We start from the raw sequence: 18,109 nt of genomic DNA, 5'->3' as shown, positions 1-18,109 counted from the left end.
TTAGATTTATTCGGGTTTAACCGCCAGAACGATTTTATAACTATTTCGGTTTGCTATATCCATAACATTTACCGCCTTTTCTATAGGCACACCTTCTTCTGCCCTTAAAATAATGGTTGGCTTTTCTTCGCCTGCCAGTTTGGTTTTTAATGTACTTTCTAATGCCGACTGTGAAATACGCTCATCGTCTACATAAAACTGAAGATCTTTAGTGATGCTTACCGCTACATTTTGAACACTGGTTGTTTTTCCTTTCGCCTTTGGAAGTATTAGGTCTAAGGCTTCTGGAGTAATTACCGGCGAGGTGAGCATAAAAAAGATCAACAACAGGAATACAATATCTGTCATTGAGCTCATACTGAACTCGGGGCTTACTTTATTTCTTCCTCTTAAATTCATATTAAGCGGGCTCGTTTAACAGGTCAAGGAAATCTACTGCGGTAGCTTCCATTTGGTGTACAACTTTATCGGTTTTCACCACTAAGTGGTTATACCCAATATAAGCGATAATACCAACAATAAGTCCGGCAACGGTTGTAGTCATCGCGGTATAAATACCCTCAGCGAGTGCTCCCATTTGTGCCTGTCCACTACTTGTTGCCAATTCATGAAATGCAATTACCATACCTATAACTGTTCCAAGGAAACCAATCATTGGAGCTGCACCTGCAATAGTAGCCAAAATACTTACATTCTTCTCCAGTTTGTAAACTTCTAAGCGACCTGCATTTTCTATGGCGGTATTAATATCTTCTAACGGACTTCCAATTCGGGAAATTCCTTTTTCGGTTAACCTGGCTACGGGAGAATCACTTTGTGCACAGCGCATTTTAGCCGATTCTATGTTTCCGTTTAAAACATTATCCTTTATTTGAAGCATAAAATTTTTATCTACCTGGCTTGCCGATTTTATAGCAAACAGCCTTTCAAAGTAAATATAAACTGCTGCGAACAACAGGATAAACAAAATAATGATGATTATTTGGCCTCCAAGGCCACCACTTAGCATTAAATCGAATAAAGACAGGGTTTTTTCTTCCACTACCGGTTCTGCCTCCTGGGCGGCTGCGGCAACGCCGTCCTGCTGAAAAAAGTATAGCATAGGTTTCTATTAGGGTTTTTAATGTAACGTGATAAACCAGATTTAATTGTAATCCAAATTTAGTAAAATAATCAGCAGTGCAAACTGCTTTATCTCAAATGGCAGTTTTTTATTTTTTGAAGCGCATTTTTAATGATTTTATTCATAAAAAAAATCCCGCTCGAAAGCGGGATTTTCAGGAATAATCTCAATCAACTAAAATTACAAGATTAATCAAAAATCTATACCAGCTGCTTTAATGCAACTTCAAAAGCGGTCTTGCTTATATTGGTTTTACTACTATTATTATCGTAAGTATTCTGGATGGCATTTTTAATGGTCATAGAAGTGTCATTAAATATAGACTCATCTGTCATTTGCACTCTTCTTTCCATAAAATAAGCGAAAACTCTCGCCATTCCACAGTTTGCTATAAAATCAGGGATTAAGCTAACTTTCTCGTCGGTAGATTCCATAATTGAGCCGAAGAAAATTTCTTTATCAGCAAAAGGAACATTGGCGCCACTGGTAATTACCTCTAACTTTCTTTCTATCAAATTATTAATTTGATCCTGGGTAATTAATCGGGAAGCAGCACAAGGTGCAAAGATCTCGGCATCAAGCTCCCAAATCTTTTCATTAATTTCTTCAAAAGGAATTAAATTATCGTGCTTAATTGTATTCCCTTCTTTGTGAAGGAAAAGTTCCTTAATTTCTTCAAAAGTAAATCCGTCTTCGTTAATTAAACCGCCAACGCGATCTATTATTCCAACAATCTTAACACCCATTTGCGAAAGGTAATAAGCTGCGGCAGAACCAACATTTCCAAAGCCCTGAACAATTGCCTTTTTCTCGGTCACATCTCCACCATAGATATCGTAGTAATGTTTAACCGATTCGGCTACGCCGTAACCCGTAATCATATCGGCAACCGTATATTTACGGGTAACATCTGGTGAAAATCGAGTGTTTTCTAAAACTTTAATAACTCCCTGGCGTAACTGGCCAATTCTATTAATTTTATCGGCTTCACTGGGTTTAAAGTGCCCGTTAAATACACCTTCCTGCGGGTGCCATACACCACAATCTTCAGTAATCGGAATTACTTCATTTATTTCATCTACATTTAAATCACCACCGGTACCGTAGTAACTCTTTAACAATGGAGAAACCGCTTTATACCAACGCTCTAAGACGCCTTTTTTTCGAGGATCGTTGGGATCAAAGTTTATACCCGATTTAGCGCCTCCAATTGGAGGTCCTGAAACGGTGAATTTCACCTCCATAGTTTTGGCTAGTGAAAGCACTTCATTTTGATCTAATCCTACACGCATTCTTGTACCTCCACCGGCAGCACCACCGCGTAGAGAATTTATTACCGTCCATCCTTCGGCTTCGGTTTCAGAATCTTTCCAATTGAAAACGATTTCGGGTTCTTTATTTTCGTATAATTTTAATAATTCCTTCATTTATACTCTAATTTTTCGCAAATATATAAACTAAGTAGTATATTTTTAATTTTTCAGCAAAAAGTTTAGATCTCATAAATTATTCCGGAAGAATGGTCTTTTTTAGCGCCGGTGACCGATTTTAATACATTTACCTCATCCCGAAGCTTTAAAACGCCAAGCAGTCCAAAAATTAAAGCTTCTTTATAATTAATAATTTCATCTGAAGGAATCGTGAAATGACATTTAGACTCCTTTTTTAAAAGCCTGATTAAAAAATTATTAAAAGTTCCACCTCCGGTCATAAAAACTTTTGAATTAGGATCGTTATCCAGGGTTTTTGCAATTTGCTGAGCCACGTGAACAGTATAAGTATGAAGAATATCCTGGAGGTTTTCTTCGTGTTTTTCCAAAACAGGGAAAACTTCAGACTTCACCCATTCTATTCCTAAAGATTTTGGTGGTTTTTGCGCATAAAATGCAAGCTTATTAAGCTTCTTAAGTAAGTTTTCATTCAAACTGCCAGCCGCTGCCAGTTTACCACCTTCGTCAAATTCCTTTCCTAATTTTTGAGCGTAATAATTCAAAACGGTATTTACGGCACAAATATCATAAGCCAAACGTTCCCCACTTTTTTCGGTAGAAATATTTGCGAATCCGCCTAAATTGAGACAATATTTATAATCTGAAAAAAGCAATTTATCGCCAATTGGCACCAGCGGTGCGCCCTGCCCGCCAAACTCTACATCCTGAACTCTAAAATCGCAAATTACGGTTTGTCCAGATAGGTAAGCGATTTCTGGTAAATTCCCAATTTGCAAGGTGTAATTATTTTCAGGCTCATGTTTAATAGTATGCCCGTGGCTACAAACCGCATCAATATCTTTAATTTGATGATTTTCAATAAACCGGGAAATAATTCCGGCGAGAAAATTCGTATATTTTTTATTTAGCTCTTCTAAGCGTTCTTCAGAATAATTAATAGCGGCTGCTAAAGTTTCCTGCCAATTTAACGGGTATGGAATGGTTTCAGCCTTCAAAATCTTATAACTCCAGGAGTTTTTAAAATCGAAATTAACATAGACCAAATCGATGCCATCTAAGGATGTCCCCGACATTACACCAATAACTTTATAATTTGCTTTTTTCATATTCGTAAAATTAATTAAACTAAATTGAAAATTACATACCAAAACTTTATCTTTGGCTACCAAAATTAGATTTTCCTAAATTAAAATAATAATATGGATTTCAAACTTACAGAAGAACATATAATGATTCGCGATGCCGCGCGTGATTTTGCCAAAAACGAATTATTGCCTGGTGTGATAGAGAGAGACGAGAAACAGGAGTTTCCCGCCGAGCAGGTGAAGAAGATGGGAGAGCTTGGTTTTCTTGGCATGATGGCTTCTCCAGAATTTGGCGGCGGCGGTATGGATACCATTTCATACATTCTTGCCATGGAAGAAATTTCAAAAATAGATGCCTCTGCTTCTGTAGTGATGTCGGTTAATAATTCTTTGGTTTGCTGGGGCCTTGATACCTACGGAAACCAGGAGCAAAAAGAAAAATATCTTTCTAAACTAACCACCGGCGAAAAACTTGGAGCTTTTTGTTTATCTGAACCCGAAGCCGGAAGTGACGCAACTTCACAACGAACTACGGCAATAGATAAAGGAGACCATTATTTATTAAACGGAACAAAAAACTGGATTACCAATGGAAATTCAGCCGACTATTATATTGTAATTGCACAAACCGATCGTGAGAAAAAACATAAAGGGATTAATGCTTTTATAGTAGAAAAAGGAGTTGAAGGTTTTGAAATAGGACCCAAAGAACAAAAAATGGGAATTCGCGGAAGCGATACGCATTCATTAAATTTTAATGATGTAAAAGTTCCCAAAGAGAATAGAATTGGCGAAGATGGATTCGGATTTAAATTCGCCATGAAAACACTTTCTGGTGGAAGAATAGGGATTGCAGCCCAGGCTTTAGGTATTGCTTCTGGTGCTTACGAGTTGGCTTTAGATTATTCTAAACAACGAAAAGCATTTGGTACCGAAATTTGCAATCATCAGGCAATTGCTTTTAAACTAGCCGATATGTATACTTCAATTGAAGCATCAAGACACCTTGTAATGAAGGCTGCCTGGGATAAAGACCAGGGCAATAACTACGACCTTACCGGTGCTATGGCTAAAGTTTACGCTTCAAAAACCGCAATGGACGTTTCAACTGAAGCGGTGCAGGTTCACGGCGGTAACGGTTATGTAAAAGAATACCACGTAGAGCGCTTAATGCGTGATGCAAAAATTACCCAGATATACGAAGGCACTTCAGAAATTCAAAAAATTGTAATTTCAAGAGCTATCCTTAAAGATTAATTTTCTTGTTAATTATTGAATTTAAGTCCGGTTTTTCTAAAATCGGACTTTTTTTATGGACAAAGGTTACCTACTATGTTTATAGAATCAATAATAGAAAAGGGATCAAATTACATAATTATCATTTATAACAATTTTAATTGTTTTTACTGAATTTCTTCTTACTTTAAGTTCAAAACGCTTCATAATATTTATCTAATTAGGTAATTTTGAGACGATAACTTAAGGACGAAAAGGACATGAAATTAAAAAAACAGGGGCTCTATTCACCCGAATTTGAGCACGATAATTGTGGCGCAGGCTTTATATGTAATTTAAAAGGCAAACGAACTAATGATATAATTCATAAAGCCCTGGATATTCTTATTCGCCTGGAACACAGAGGTGCGGTAAGTGCCGATGGTAAAACAGGTGATGGCGCCGGTATTTTAATAGAAATTCCTCACGATTTTTTCAAGAAAACTTGTGAATTCAAACTTCCTGATTTTAAAGAATATGCGGTAGGAATGGTTTTTCTTCCACAATCTGAGAATCAACGAAAAATTTGCAGAGAGATTTTTGAAGAAGAGATTATTGGCCAGGGACTTAATCTTATAGGTTGGCGTGAAGTGCCCGTAAACAGAGCCTGCCTGGGAAGCATTGCTTCACTTTCTGAACCAAGTGTACAACAGGTTTTTATAGGAAAAGGAGACGATGTTTCAGAAGAAAGTTTTAATGCAAAACTTTTTGCTGCGAGAAAAATCGCTGAACATCGTATTGAAAAATCAGAACTTTCTGAATCTGAATATTTTTACCTGGCAAGTTTATCAACCAATACCATAATCTACAAAGGTTTGTTGATGCCGCAGGATATTAACGTGTACTATCGCGATCTAAACGAACCAGATGTAGTTACCAAACTAGCTTTAGTACATCAACGATTCTCCACAAATACCTTCCCAACCTGGGATTTGGCACAACCTTTCCGATACATGTGTCATAATGGAGAAATAAATACACTACGCGGAAATTTAAGCCGAATGAAAGCCAGGGAAGAGCTTTTTGAAAGCGAAAAATTTGGCGAAGATCTAAAAGAAGTTATTCCTATTGTTCCTGAAGGTAAATCAGATTCGGCTTCTATGGATATGGTGCTGGAATTATTATTACAAACAGGAAGATCTCTTCCAGAAGCAATAATGATGATGGTCCCTGAAGCCTGGGAGAAAAATCCGTCTATGCTTGATGAGAAAAAAGCATTTTACGAATACAACGCTTGCATTATGGAACCCTGGGATGGCCCGGCTTCCATTCCGTTTACCGATGGGAAATATATAGGTGCGTTATTAGACAGAAACGGATTACGACCTTCAAGGTATACGCTTACCAAAGATGGTTACGTAATAATGTCTTCAGAAACCGGTGTTTTGGAGGTTAAACCCGAAAATGTAGAATTACACGGTAGGCTAGAACCCGGAAGAATGTTTCTTGTAGATATGCAGGAAGGCCGAATTATAGGCGATGAAGAAGTAAAACAAAAAATTATTTCTGAAAGACCTTATAGAAAATGGTTAGACGAAAATTTACTTAATCTTTCTGAAGTTCCTTATACCGGCAACAAAACCCCGGTAGAGAAAATAGATATTAATACCCGGCAAAAGTTATTTGGTTATACCCAGGAAGACATCAAAACCATAATTAGTCCAATGGCGCTCCAGGGAAAAGAAGCAATTGGTTCTATGGGTGCCGATATTCCATTGGCGGTTCTTTCAGATAAATCACAGCTTCTATTTAATTATTTTAAGCAATTATTCGCCCAGGTAACCAATCCTCCTTTAGATGGAATAAGGGAAGAAATTGTTACCGATATTAGTTTAGCTATTGGGGAAGACCGAAATTTATTTGATATCATTCCTGAGCAATCCAAGAAACTTAGGATCCAAAATCCTGTTATTTCCAACGAGGATTTAGATAAAATAAAATACATAGAACATCCAGATTTTAAAACCGCTTCAATCTCAATTTTATATGAAGCCAATAAAGGCCTTAACGGACTGGAAACACGACTGGATGAAATTATTTACGAAATAAACGATGCCGTAGATAAAGGCTGCAATGTAATTATACTTACTGATAGGAATGCCGATCCAAAACTGGCTCCTATTCCTTCACTGTTGGCTTGTTCTTTTGTGCATCACGGCGTAAAAAAACATAACCGAAGATCTTCTTTCGGAATTGTAATAGAATCGGCTGAACCAAGGGAACCGCATCATTTCGCATTGTTATTTGGTTATGGTGCCAGCGCCATTAATCCGTATATGGTGAATGAAATTATTTACAGCCTGGTGGAAGAAAAAGAAATTGAAGTTGATGATCCTGAAGTTGCCGTAGAGAATTTTAATGTAGCCATTGGAAAAGGAATTGTGAAGATTATGAATAAGATTGGTATTTCTACCCTTCATTCCTACCGCGGTGCACAAATTTTCGAGATTCTTGGTTTAAACCAAAAATTTGTAGATAAATATTTCACCAACACACCAACCCGAATTGAGGGAATTGGACTGTATGAAGTAGAAAAAGAAATTCAGAAGCGTTTCGATAATGCTTTTGCTCCCAAGAAAACAGATACCGATCTGGATCTGGAAATTGGTGGTGATTATCGCTGGAGAAGAACCGGAGAAAGGCATATGTTTAACCCCGCAAGTGTTGCTAAACTGCAACAAGCGGTAAAACAAAACAGCACTAAAGCTTACGAAGAATATTCAAAATTAATAAACGACCAAAGCGAACGTTTAATGACGCTTCGCGGAATGTTTAAATTCCGTGACCTTAATCCGGTTCCTATAGAGGAGGTAGAACCCTGGACAGAGATCGTAAAACGATTTAAAACCGGCGCGATGTCTTTTGGTTCTATTAGTAAAGAAGCGCATGAGAACCTTGCTGTTGCGATGAACCGTATGCAGGGAAAAAGCAACTCTGGTGAAGGTGGTGAAGATCCGCAGCGTTTTCATAAAGATCTTGATGGCAACTGGAGAAATTCAGCTATAAAGCAGGTTGCTTCAGGCAGATTTGGAGTTTCTATTAATTATTTGAGCAACGCTAAAGAAATTCAAATTAAAATGGCCCAGGGTGCAAAACCCGGGGAAGGCGGGCAATTACCGGGTCCAAAAGTAAACCCCGATATTGCAAAAACAAGAAATTCCACTCCTTATGTAGGCTTAATTTCACCGCCGCCACACCACGATATTTATTCTATAGAGGATTTGGCGCAATTAATTTTTGACCTTAAAAATGCGAACCGCGAAGCCAGGATTAACGTGAAATTGGTTTCTAAAGTTGGGGTGGGAACTATTGCTGCCGGTGTAGCAAAAGCTAAGGCTGATGTTGTTTTAATTTCAGGATTTGATGGTGGTACGGGAGCTTCTCCGCTCACCTCGCTAAGACACGCAGGTTTGCCATGGGAACTTGGAATTGCAGAAGCCCAGCAAACCTTGCTTATTAATAATCTTAGAAACAGGATTGTCGTAGAATGTGACGGCCAGTTAAAAACCGGTCGTGATGTTGCTATTGCCGCATTGCTCGGTGCCGAGGAATTTGGTTTTTCAACCGCTCCCCTGGTAGCATCAGGTTGTATTATGATGCGTGCTTGCCATTTAAACACCTGCCCGGTGGGAATCGCTACGCAAGATCCTGAATTACGTAAGAAATTTAAAGGTACTCCTGAAGATGTTATCAACTTTATGTATTTCATCGCGCAGGAATTAAGACAAATTATGGCCGATCTTGGTTTTAGAACTATAAATGAAATGGTAGGTCAAAGCCAGAAACTGGATATGAACCGTGCAATAGAACATTATAAAGCACAGGGATTAGATCTTTCTAATATTCTGTATAAGCCGAAAATAGATGAAGATATGCCGCTTTATAATACAGAAACCCAGGATCACAACCTGGAAAATGTATTGGATTTTGAGATATTAAATCAGGCGCATCCGGCTATTTACAGAAAGGAAAAAATGAGTCTTGATTTCCCAATTAGCAACATAAACCGAACCACCGGAGCTATTTTAAGTAATGAAATTTCCAAAATTCACGGTGCAAAAGGATTACCCGATGGTACGCTTACATTGAATTTTACCGGTTCGGGAGGCCAAAGTTTTGGCGCTTTTGCTACCAAAGGTTTAACGATGAATATCAACGGAAATTCTAACGATTATTTAGGAAAAGGACTTTCGGGAGCAACTTTAAGTGTGAGAAAACCTAAAGAAGCATCTTTTAAATCTAATGAAAACGTCATTATTGGGAATGTTGCCCTTTACGGCGCTACAGATGGCGAAGCCTATATTAATGGAATGGGTGGCGAACGTTTCTGTGTAAGAAACTCAGGTGCCAAAGCGGTGATAGAAGGAATTGGAGATCATGGTTGTGAATATATGACTGGAGGTATTGCAGTTATTTTAGGAAAAATAGGAAGAAATTTCGCTGCTGGAATGAGCGGGGGAATCGCTTATATCTATAATGCCGATAATACTTTAGACAATCATAATTTCAATATGGAAATGATTGGGTTGGAAGATCCTTCAGAAGAAAATAAAAAAGAATTAAAAGAACTTATTGAAAATCACTACCGCTACACCGAGAGCGATGTAGCAAAAGAAATCCTGGAAAACTGGGAAGAAAATGCCGGTAAGTTTATAAAAGTAATGCCTGCAGAATATAAAAAGGCTTTACAAAAAATGGAAGAAGAGAAAATGTTAAAAGAACAAGTAGAACTCAAAACAGCATAATTATGGGTAAGATAAGAGGTTTTATGGAATACGACCGCAAGGTGGAAGAGACAGAAGCTGTTGAAAATCGAGTTAAAGATTATAAAGAATTTACAAAAGAAATGTCTCCCGAAGAATTGGGAGACCAGGGAGCAAGGTGTATGGATTGCGGAATTCCGTTTTGCCATAGCGGTTGCCCGCTTGGAAACTTAATTCCAGATTTTAATCACGCAGTTTATAAAAACGATTGGAAAAAGGCACTTAGCATTTTACACGGCACCAATAATTTTCCTGAATTTACCGGGAGATTATGCCCGGCCCCTTGCGAATCGGCTTGCGTTTTGGGAATCACAGATCCGCCGGTGGCGATTGAACTTATTGAGAAATATATTGTTGAGCGAGGATTTAAAGAAGGCTGGGTAACGCCACAACCTCCAAAATCCAGAACAGGAAAAACAGCCGCAGTTGTTGGCTCGGGTCCTGCAGGTCTTGCAGCAGCACAACAACTTAACAGGGCCGGTCACGAGGTTACTGTTTTTGAACGCGACAAGAAAATTGGCGGACTTTTACGTTATGGAATTCCAGATTTTAAAATGGAAAAACACGTGATAGATCGCCGGGTAAATATTATGAAAGAAGAAGGAATCAAATTTGAAACCGGAGTTCATGTAGGTGAAAATTATGAAGCTAAAAAACTTAAAGAATTTGATGCCGTAGTACTATGTGGTGGCGCCACTAAACGCCGAAAACTTCCTATTGATGGAGCCGAAGGTGACGGTGTGATGCAGGCAATGGATTTCCTAAAAAATAATAATGAAGTTGTAGACGGTTTAAAAGAACAAACCGAAAAATTTTCTGCCGAAGGTAAAAATGTGATTGTTATTGGAGGTGGTGACACGGGTTCAGATTGTGTGGGAACATCTAACCGTCACGGCGCAAAATCGGTAATTAATTTTGAAATTATGCCGATGCCGGCAGAACATAGAGACAGGGAAAATCCCTGGCCTTACTGGCCGTTTACACTAAAAACTACTTCTTCTCACGAAGAAGGTGTTGAGCGAAATTGGAGCATTAATACCAAAGAATTTATTCGTGATAAAGAAGGAAATTTAAAAGCTTTAAAAACGGTAAATATAGAATGGGTAAAAGGTGAAAACGGAAGACCTCAGCTAAAAGAAGTAAAAGGATCTGAAAAAGAATGGCCTTGTGAACTGGTACTTTTAGCCTTAGGATTTACAGGTCCGGAAAAAACGTTAAGCGAACAATTAGGATTGGAACTTGATAGCAGAACAAATATTAAGGGAGACGAAGCTTATCAAACCAACATTCCTAATATTTTTACCGCCGGTGATATGCGACGCGGCCAATCTCTAATTGTATGGGCAATTTCTGAAGGTAGGGAAGCTGCCTACCACGTAGATAAATATTTAATGGGGAAATCCTTATTACCAAGAAAAGGAGAAGGTGATCTTCCCGCTGCTTAATTTGAATTTTAAATAAATTGTAGGTTAAAAGCGTCCGGATTTCGGGCGCTTTTATTTTTTTAAACGAGGCAGACGAAATTAAGAAATCCTGTTTCTGAAAATAAATTCAGGATGAATTAAAAAAAATGCAACCTCACAGGTTTTAAAAATCTGTGAGGTTTCTTAATTAAAGTGTTTTTGCAACTTTATTCACCGCTTCAATTGTAGTGTCTAAATCTTCATAAGAAAGAGCATCACTTATAAACCAAGTTTCAAAAGCACTTGGCGCAATGTAAATTCCGTTTTCTAACATTCCGTGGAAAAATTTGTTGAAAATTCCATTTCCAGCTGAGTTAGCTGCAGTTTCAAAATCTACTACCGGTTCTTCCCCAAAATGAATAGAAATCATAGAACCTACACGGTTTATGGTATGTGCTACATTATTTTCTGAAAGTACTTTTTCTATTCCTTCGTGAAGATATGCGGTTTTCTTGTCTATACTTTTAAAAACACTTCGGTTATTATCCAATTCGGTTAACATCGCAAGTCCGGCGGCCATTGCTAATGGATTTCCGCTTAAAGTCCCCGCCTGGTAAACCGGGCCAACCGGGGCCAGATAATCCATAATTTCATTTCGGGCAGCAAAGGCGCCAACCGGCAAACCTCCCCCAATCACTTTTCCGAAGCAGGCAATATCAGCATTCACTCCCATTCGTTCCTGAACGCCGCCGGGAGCAAGTCTAAAACCGCTCATCACCTCATCAAAAACCAATAAAATACCGTGATCATCGCAAAGTTCACGTAAACCTTCAAGAAAACCTTCGTTTGGAGGAATACACCCCATATTTCCGGGAACGGGCTCAATAATTATGCAGGCAATTTCATCTTTATTGGCTTCAATTAAAGATTTTACATTTTCGAGGTCATTATATCTTGCAAGCAGGGTGTCTTTTGCTGTTCCCTGAGTAACTCCCGGACTGTTTGGCGTACCGAAAGTGATCGCACCACTACCGGCCTGGATTAGGAAAGAATCGCTATGCCCATGATAACAACCGGCAAATTTAATGATCTTTTCTTTTCCGGTATAGCCACGTGCAAGTCTAACGGCACTCATTGTGGCCTCAGTACCCGAATTTACCATTCTAATTTTATCGATATTGGGAACCAGTTTTACCGCCAGTTCTGCGATTTTAGTTTCAATTTCAGTAGGTGTTCCAAAAGAAGTTCCTTTTTTGGCAATATCAATTACCGCATCTATTACCGGTTTGTGAGCGTGACCTAACATCAGTGGCCCCCACGAATTTATATAGTCTATTAATTTATTTCCGTCTTCATCATATAAATAAGCTCCTTCGGCTCTTTTAATAAAAATGGGATCTCCACCCACTGCTTTAAATGCTCTTACCGGTGAGTTCACTCCGCCGGGAATTACTTTTTGTGCCGAAGCGAACAATTCGCTACTTCTTTTATAGATCATAAATTTTTATTCTACAGAGATAATCACCAACATTTGCCCTACGGAAATATTAGTGTCTCTTAAATTATTAAATCGCTGTAATTCTTCTACTGTGGTATTATGTTGCTTTGCAATTCTGTATAAAGTATCGCCCTTTTTAACCTTGTAAGTAACCGACTCTGGAGATTCGGGCGTATAGGTATAACTTGGAGATGGCCTTTTAAGTACATCTGCGTCAAATTGATAAAGCCTGTAACGTTCAATTAGACTAATTAATTTATCTGGGTAACGTCTATCGGTAGCATAACCTGCCTTTCTCAAACCTCTAGCCCAACCTTTATAATCGTCTTCATCTAATTCAAAAAGTTCTGCATAACGTTTTCTTTCTGTGAGAAAAAGTGAATGATCCCTGTAAGAATAACGAGCATCTTTATATTTTCTAAAACACTCACCGCGGGCATCATCGTCGTGATAAGCTCTAGCGCCTTTCCAGTCGTGACATTTAATTCCAAAATGATTATTTGCGCGCATAGTGAGATCTCCTTTACCACCACCAGATTCTAAAATTCCCTGGGCCAGAGTAATACTCGCAGGAATGTTGTAAAGCCGCATCTCTTCCATCGCTACCGCAGCAAAATCCCGAATATAATCCTCTACCGTATAAAGACGTGGATTTACCGGGGGCAACATAGGCTCTCCATCTAAAGGTTTTACCCGTTCTATTGCGGTATTTGAAGATTCAGTGAAAGTATTTTCCCTGTTAGAATCTTTCTTAGTGGTGACTACTTTTTTCTTGCTTCCGCAGGAAACCGCAAATGCGGCGAGAAAAATTAAAACAAAAAACCGGTTAATTCTCATATTAAAAAGTGATTAGAGGCAATTTTTTCTTTTTTAAAATCATATTCATTCCCTGGATTCCCTGTAAACCGCCGGTGTGAATGGCCATAATCTTACTTCCAGAAGGGAAATACCCGCCTTTTATAAGGTCAAAAATACCAAAAACTAGCTTTCCCGTATATACCGGATCTAATTGAATTTTGTATTTTTTTTTGAAATTATTAATAAAATTTATCAATTCCGAATCTACCTTAGCGTACCCCCCAAAATGATAGTCGGTTTTTAATTCCCAATTATTTTTAATACTGTATTTTTCAATTTCTTCGGAAAGAAAATCACCTTTCAAAGCCGGGAAACCTAAAACTTTCTGGTTTATATCTGAAGCGTTTATCAAGCCTGCAAGAGTCCCACCGGTACCTACTGAAGCTGCTATAAAATGAAATTTCTCGTCTTTCTCGTTTAAAATTTCCTGGCAACCTTTTACGGCCAAATCATTTGTTCCCCCTTCAGGCACAAGATAAAATTCACCAAATTCATTTTTTAACTTCTCCTGAAATTCCCTGGTGTCTTGTGCTCTATAATCACCCCTGGAAACAAATTTAAATTGCATTCCGCAAGATTTAGCAAACTTAAGTGTGGGATTTTGTGCTAAAGTATTTTCCAAATCTTTGCCTAATTCTTCTCCCCTAATAATTCCTATTGTTTTTAGATGGAAAAGTTGCCCGGCGGCGGCCGTTGCTGAGATATGGTTTGAAAAAGCTCCGCCAAAAGTGAGCAGTGTTTTTTGCTTTTGTTCAAGCGCTCTGGCAATATTATATTTTAATTTCCTAAATTTATTTCCTGAAACCTCAGGATGAAATAAATCTTCACGTTTTAAATAGAGCGAAATTTCATTAGGAAACTCAGCAACAAACTGATTTTCAGAAGATATTCCAGTAAAAATGTTTGAAGATTTCGGCATAAGCAAATATCCGAATTCTAAAACGAGCTACCTAAACAAACTTTAAAAATGCCCAGAATTTACGCTCCTCCAAATAATTCTCTTTCATTTCCTGGCTGTACGCTTCGCGCTCAAAACTTATATTTTTATAAGCAAGAAAACGATCTTTATAATAAATTAGACGCAGCAAATATTCGGTTAAATACCATATGTAAAAAGGAAGAATAAGTAATTCTAATTGCTGCCTTAGATGAATTTTTTCGTGGTTAATAAAATTGAAATCATCTTTTAGTTCGCTATTTTTAAGAATCACAAAAGGCCATAAACTCACACCCTTAAATGATTTTCCCAGGAGATATTTGTTAACGATTAGAATCACGTGTGGAAGTTAAGAAATTGTATTTTTGCGATATGAGTTTTTTCAAAAAAAGAATTCCGTTAGAAGAAGGAGATTACTACACCACTCCTGAAGGTTATCGTTGTTTTACCGAGCAATATCACTTAAAGCGTGGTTATTGCTGCGAAAGTGGTTGCCGGCATTGCCCCTACGGTTTTGATAAAAAAACCGGCAGGCAATCATAGCTCATTAATTTTTGTTAAACGGTATTTGATTGCAGAATCTCCCATTACTTTAGATTCATCCTTAAAAACCTGTAAAAGGTAATTTTGGCTTACTTGAAAATAGAGTTTTTGGCGTTCTCCTAAACTAATGGTATTCCCTTGCTTATCCCATTTAAATTTTCCGGTTTCCTGTAGGCTGTTATCACCTGCCCTGCCTTTAAATTCCTGAGAAAGTGTATAATCACGATTTTTCTCTATCTCAATAGATGTTTCAATTCCCTCACAATCTTCACAAGGCAAAAACCCTTCATAAATACCGGTCCAATCCAGTGAATCCCGGGCACTAAAAACATCATTTGAAGGTGTTATTTCGCTTTTCTTTGAAATTTCAGTAGTTTCTAATTCCAATTCTTTGTTTTCATCTTTACAGGAAACAAGACAAACAAGAGCAAGAAGAATTATAATAGATTTCATAATTTATTTCTTTAAAAGAGCGCTAAATTTATAGAAAATGAAATTTAAAACTCTTTATTTTAACATTTCTTCCTAATATTGAAATCTATTGCAAACAGAAAATCAAATGGACTTTAAAGCGAAAATACTACAGGGAATTCCCAGGGAACTTCCGCCCAAAAAAGAATACGATACTTCGGTAAATCACGCTCCTAAACGAAAGGCTATTTTAAATACCGAAGAAAAACAATTAGCACTTCAAAATGCTCTGCGTTATTTTAAAGAAAAACATCACCGGGAATTGTTACCTGAATTTAAGGAGGAATTAGAGAAATACGGGAGAATTTATATGTACCGCCTAAAGCCGGACTATGATATGTATGCCCGAAATATTGAAGAATACCCGGGAAATAGCACACAGGCAAAAGGAATCATGCTAATGATTCAAAACAACCTGGATCCTAAAGTAGCGCAACATCCCGATGAATTGATCACCTACGGTGGCAACGGGGCGGTTTTTCAAAACTGGGCCCAATACCTGCTCACTTTGCAATATTTAGCCGAAATGGAAAATGATCAGACTTTAGTGATGTATTCTGGCCATCCTATGGGCTTATTCCCCTCCCATGAAAATGCTCCAAGAGTGGTGGTTACCAACGGAATGATGATCCCAAATTATTCGAAACCCGATGACTGGGAGAAATTTAACGCGCTTGGTGTAACTCAATACGGGCAAATGACGGCTGGAAGTTATATGTACATTGGTCCGCAAGGAATTGTTCACGGCACCACGATCACAGTTTTAAACGCAGGAAGAAAAATATCAAGATCGGGAGAAGGCCTGGAAGGTAAATTATTCGTGACTTCCGGTCTTGGCGGAATGAGCGGCGCGCAACCCAAAGCCGGAAATATTGCAGGTTGTATTACCGTGTGTGCCGAGGTAAATCCCAAAGCTACAGAAACCCGCCATAGCCAGGGCTGGGTAGACGAAGTGATTTCTGATCTAGAAAAACTAGCTAAAAGAGTGCAGGAAGCAAAAGCCAACAAAGAAGTAGTTTCTATCGCTTTCCAGGGAAATATCGTAGATGTTTGGGAATATTTTGAAAAAGAGAATATTTATATCGATTTGGGAAGTGACCAGACTTCATTGCACAATCCCTGGGCCGGCGGTTATTACCCGGTAGGTTTAAGTTTAGAAGAAGCCAATACCATGATGGCCGAAGAACCTGAAAAATTTAAAGAAAAAGTACAGGAAAGTTTAAAAAGACAAACCGCAGCGATTAATAAACATACCGCTAAGGGCACCTATTTCTTTGATTACGGAAACGCTTTCTTATTAGAGGCTTCAAGGGCCGGAGCCGATATTCTTGCTGAAAATGGTAAAGATTTTAAATACCCAAGTTACGTTCAGGATATTATGGGACCAATGTGTTTTGATTATGGTTTTGGGCCTTTTAGATGGGTTTGCGCTTCCGGAAAAGAAGACGATCTCGACAAAACCGATAAGATCGCGACTCAGGTTTTAGAAGAGCTTAAAAAGAATTCCCCGGAGGAAATTCAGCAACAAATGGCTGATAATATTCAGTGGATAAAGGGAGCAAGGGAAAATAAACTGGTGGTAGGATCTAAAGCCAGGATTCTCTATGCCGATGCCGAAGGCCGCATGAAAATTGCCAAAGCCTTCAATGATGCTATTGGAAATGGAGAAATAGGAACGGTTATTTTAGGCCGTGACCACCACGATGTTTCCGGTACAGACTCCCCTTACCGGGAAACTTCAAATATTTACGATGGATCCCAGTTTACAGCCGATATGGCGATACAAAATGTAATTGGAGATAGCTTTAGAGGCGCCACCTGGGTGAGCATTCACAACGGCGGCGGCGTTGGCTGGGGCGAGGTGATTAATGGTGGATTTGGTATGATTCTTGAAGGAAATAAAGCATCGGAGGAGCGACTAAAGTCTATGCTTTTCTGGGATGTTAATAATGGAATTGCCCGCCGAAGCTGGGCCCGAAATAAAGAAGCGCTCTTCGCTGCAAAAAGGGCTATGCAAATGGAACCAAAACTAAAAGTAACTATCCCAAACCTGGTAGATCCGGCTCTTTTTGACACTAACACCTAAAATAATATTTATGAAAGTCTTAAAAATTACACCGGTTCTTTTACTGCTAACTATCCTGGTAACGTCCTGTAGTAGCGTAAGAGTTGCTTCAGATTATGACAGGGAAGTAAACTTTAACCAATATGAAAGTTACGCTTTTTTTAAACCCGGAATAGATAAAGCTGAAATCTCAGATCTAGATAAAAAACGAATCCTTAGAGCTATAGAAGCAGAAATGCAACGTAAAGGCTTTACCAAATCTGATGATCCAGATCTTTTGGTAAGCATTTTTACAAAAACCAATGAAAATATTAATATCTACCAGAACAATATGATGGGCTGGGGATATGGCTGGGGATGGCATCCGTGGTATTGGGGCTCAGGTTTTAATACCGTAAACCGCACCAGCGAAGGCACTCTTTATATAGATCTAATAGATGCTGAAGGAAAAGAACTGGTTTGGCAGGGAATGGGAACTGCCGCTTTAGCCAGTGATGTAAATAAAAAGCAAAAAAGGATAAACGAAATTGTTTCTGAAATACTAGAAAAGTATCCTCCAGAAATTAAGAATTAACCCCACAAATTTTTCAGCTAAAATGCTCCTCTTGTAGGAGCATTTTTATTTTTACACGGCTTT

The 18,109-nt window shown here is 38.4% G+C and carries 15 protein-coding genes; 6 read left to right on the top strand and 9 right to left on the bottom strand.

Going from position 1 to position 18,109, the window contains the following annotated elements; all coding sequences use genetic code 11:
• Positions 1-6 precede the first annotated feature (6 nt).
• From J0871_RS07325 to J0871_RS07310, 4 genes are all read right to left on the bottom strand, one after another.
• Complete coding sequence (locus tag J0871_RS07325) at positions 7-399, bottom strand: biopolymer transporter ExbD (protein ID WP_075325907.1); 393 nt, start codon at positions 397-399, stop codon at positions 7-9.
• Position 400: 1 nt separating this feature from the next.
• Complete coding sequence (locus J0871_RS07320) at positions 401-1,102, bottom strand: MotA/TolQ/ExbB proton channel family protein (RefSeq protein WP_208224548.1); 702 nt, start codon at positions 1,100-1,102, stop codon at positions 401-403.
• Between the two features lie 221 nt (positions 1,103-1,323).
• Complete coding sequence (locus tag J0871_RS07315) at positions 1,324-2,550, bottom strand: Glu/Leu/Phe/Val dehydrogenase (protein ID WP_208224547.1); 1,227 nt, start codon at positions 2,548-2,550, stop codon at positions 1,324-1,326.
• 65 nt (positions 2,551-2,615) lie between these two features.
• Complete coding sequence (locus J0871_RS07310; RefSeq protein ID WP_208224546.1) at positions 2,616-3,680, bottom strand: anhydro-N-acetylmuramic acid kinase; 1,065 nt, start codon at positions 3,678-3,680, stop codon at positions 2,616-2,618.
• Between the two features lie 93 nt (positions 3,681-3,773).
• Here J0871_RS07310 and J0871_RS07305 point away from each other — a divergent pair, with 93 nt between their 5' ends.
• The 3 genes from J0871_RS07305 to J0871_RS07295 all read left to right on the top strand — a co-directional run bounded on the left by J0871_RS07305 (position 3,774) and on the right by J0871_RS07295 (position 11,142).
• Positions 3,774-4,916, top strand: a complete 1,143-nt coding sequence (locus J0871_RS07305; protein WP_075325904.1) for an acyl-CoA dehydrogenase — start codon at positions 3,774-3,776, stop codon at positions 4,914-4,916.
• Between the two features lie 239 nt (positions 4,917-5,155).
• The gene (gltB, locus tag J0871_RS07300) at positions 5,156-9,679 is read left to right on the top strand and encodes a glutamate synthase large subunit (protein ID WP_208224545.1); all 4,524 of its coding nucleotides are present in this window, start codon (positions 5,156-5,158) and stop codon (positions 9,677-9,679) included.
• A 2-nt stretch (positions 9,680-9,681) separates the two neighbouring features.
• Positions 9,682-11,142: a glutamate synthase subunit beta gene (locus tag J0871_RS07295; protein ID WP_208224544.1), complete on the top strand. Its 1,461-nt coding sequence runs from the start codon at positions 9,682-9,684 to the stop codon at positions 11,140-11,142.
• A 166-nt stretch (positions 11,143-11,308) separates the two neighbouring features.
• On the opposite strand, the gene hemL is transcribed toward J0871_RS07295, so the two are convergent.
• The 4 genes from hemL to J0871_RS07275 are packed head-to-tail and all read right to left on the bottom strand — an operon-like array spanning position 11,309 to position 14,733.
• Positions 11,309-12,598 carry a glutamate-1-semialdehyde 2,1-aminomutase gene (gene hemL, locus J0871_RS07290; RefSeq protein WP_093303921.1) on the bottom strand — a complete coding sequence of 430 codons (1,290 nt, stop codon included), beginning with the start codon at positions 12,596-12,598 and terminating at the stop codon, positions 11,309-11,311.
• A 6-nt stretch (positions 12,599-12,604) separates the two neighbouring features.
• Positions 12,605-13,435, bottom strand: a complete 831-nt coding sequence (locus J0871_RS07285) for a glucosaminidase domain-containing protein (protein ID WP_075325900.1) — start codon at positions 13,433-13,435, stop codon at positions 12,605-12,607.
• 1 nt (position 13,436) lies between these two features.
• Positions 13,437-14,375, bottom strand: a complete 939-nt coding sequence (locus J0871_RS07280; RefSeq protein ID WP_208224543.1) for a pyridoxal-phosphate dependent enzyme — start codon at positions 14,373-14,375, stop codon at positions 13,437-13,439.
• Positions 14,376-14,406: 31 nt separating this feature from the next.
• Positions 14,407-14,733 (bottom strand): hypothetical protein, encoded by a 327-nt coding sequence (locus J0871_RS07275; RefSeq protein WP_208224541.1) that lies wholly within the window; start codon positions 14,731-14,733, stop codon positions 14,407-14,409.
• 32 nt (positions 14,734-14,765) lie between these two features.
• On the opposite strand from J0871_RS07275, the gene J0871_RS07270 reads away from it, so the two are divergent.
• The gene (locus J0871_RS07270; RefSeq protein WP_208224539.1) at positions 14,766-14,936 is read left to right on the top strand and encodes a DUF5522 domain-containing protein; all 171 of its coding nucleotides are present in this window, start codon (positions 14,766-14,768) and stop codon (positions 14,934-14,936) included.
• Here J0871_RS07270 and J0871_RS07265 read toward each other — a convergent pair.
• Entirely contained in the window at positions 14,931-15,389 is a 459-nt protein-coding gene (locus J0871_RS07265; protein ID WP_208224537.1) for a copper resistance protein NlpE, read from the bottom strand. The two genes, J0871_RS07270 and J0871_RS07265, sit on opposite strands and share 6 nt — an antisense overlap.
• 106 nt (positions 15,390-15,495) lie before the next feature.
• Here J0871_RS07265 and J0871_RS07260 point away from each other — a divergent pair, with 106 nt between their 5' ends.
• The gene (locus J0871_RS07260; RefSeq protein ID WP_208224535.1) at positions 15,496-17,493 is read left to right on the top strand and encodes a urocanate hydratase; all 1,998 of its coding nucleotides are present in this window, start codon (positions 15,496-15,498) and stop codon (positions 17,491-17,493) included.
• A gap of 10 nt (positions 17,494-17,503) precedes the next feature.
• Entirely contained in the window at positions 17,504-18,046 is a 543-nt protein-coding gene (locus tag J0871_RS07255; RefSeq protein ID WP_208224533.1) for a DUF4136 domain-containing protein, read from the top strand.
• Positions 18,047-18,109: the final 63 nt, after the last annotated feature.

This window comes from Salegentibacter sp. BDJ18, assembly GCF_017579965.1.
GTDB lineage: Bacteria > Bacteroidota > Bacteroidia > Flavobacteriales > Flavobacteriaceae > Salegentibacter.
The sequence above is the reverse complement of the archived record's forward strand: the minus strand, read 5'-3'. Positions and strand labels throughout refer to the sequence as shown.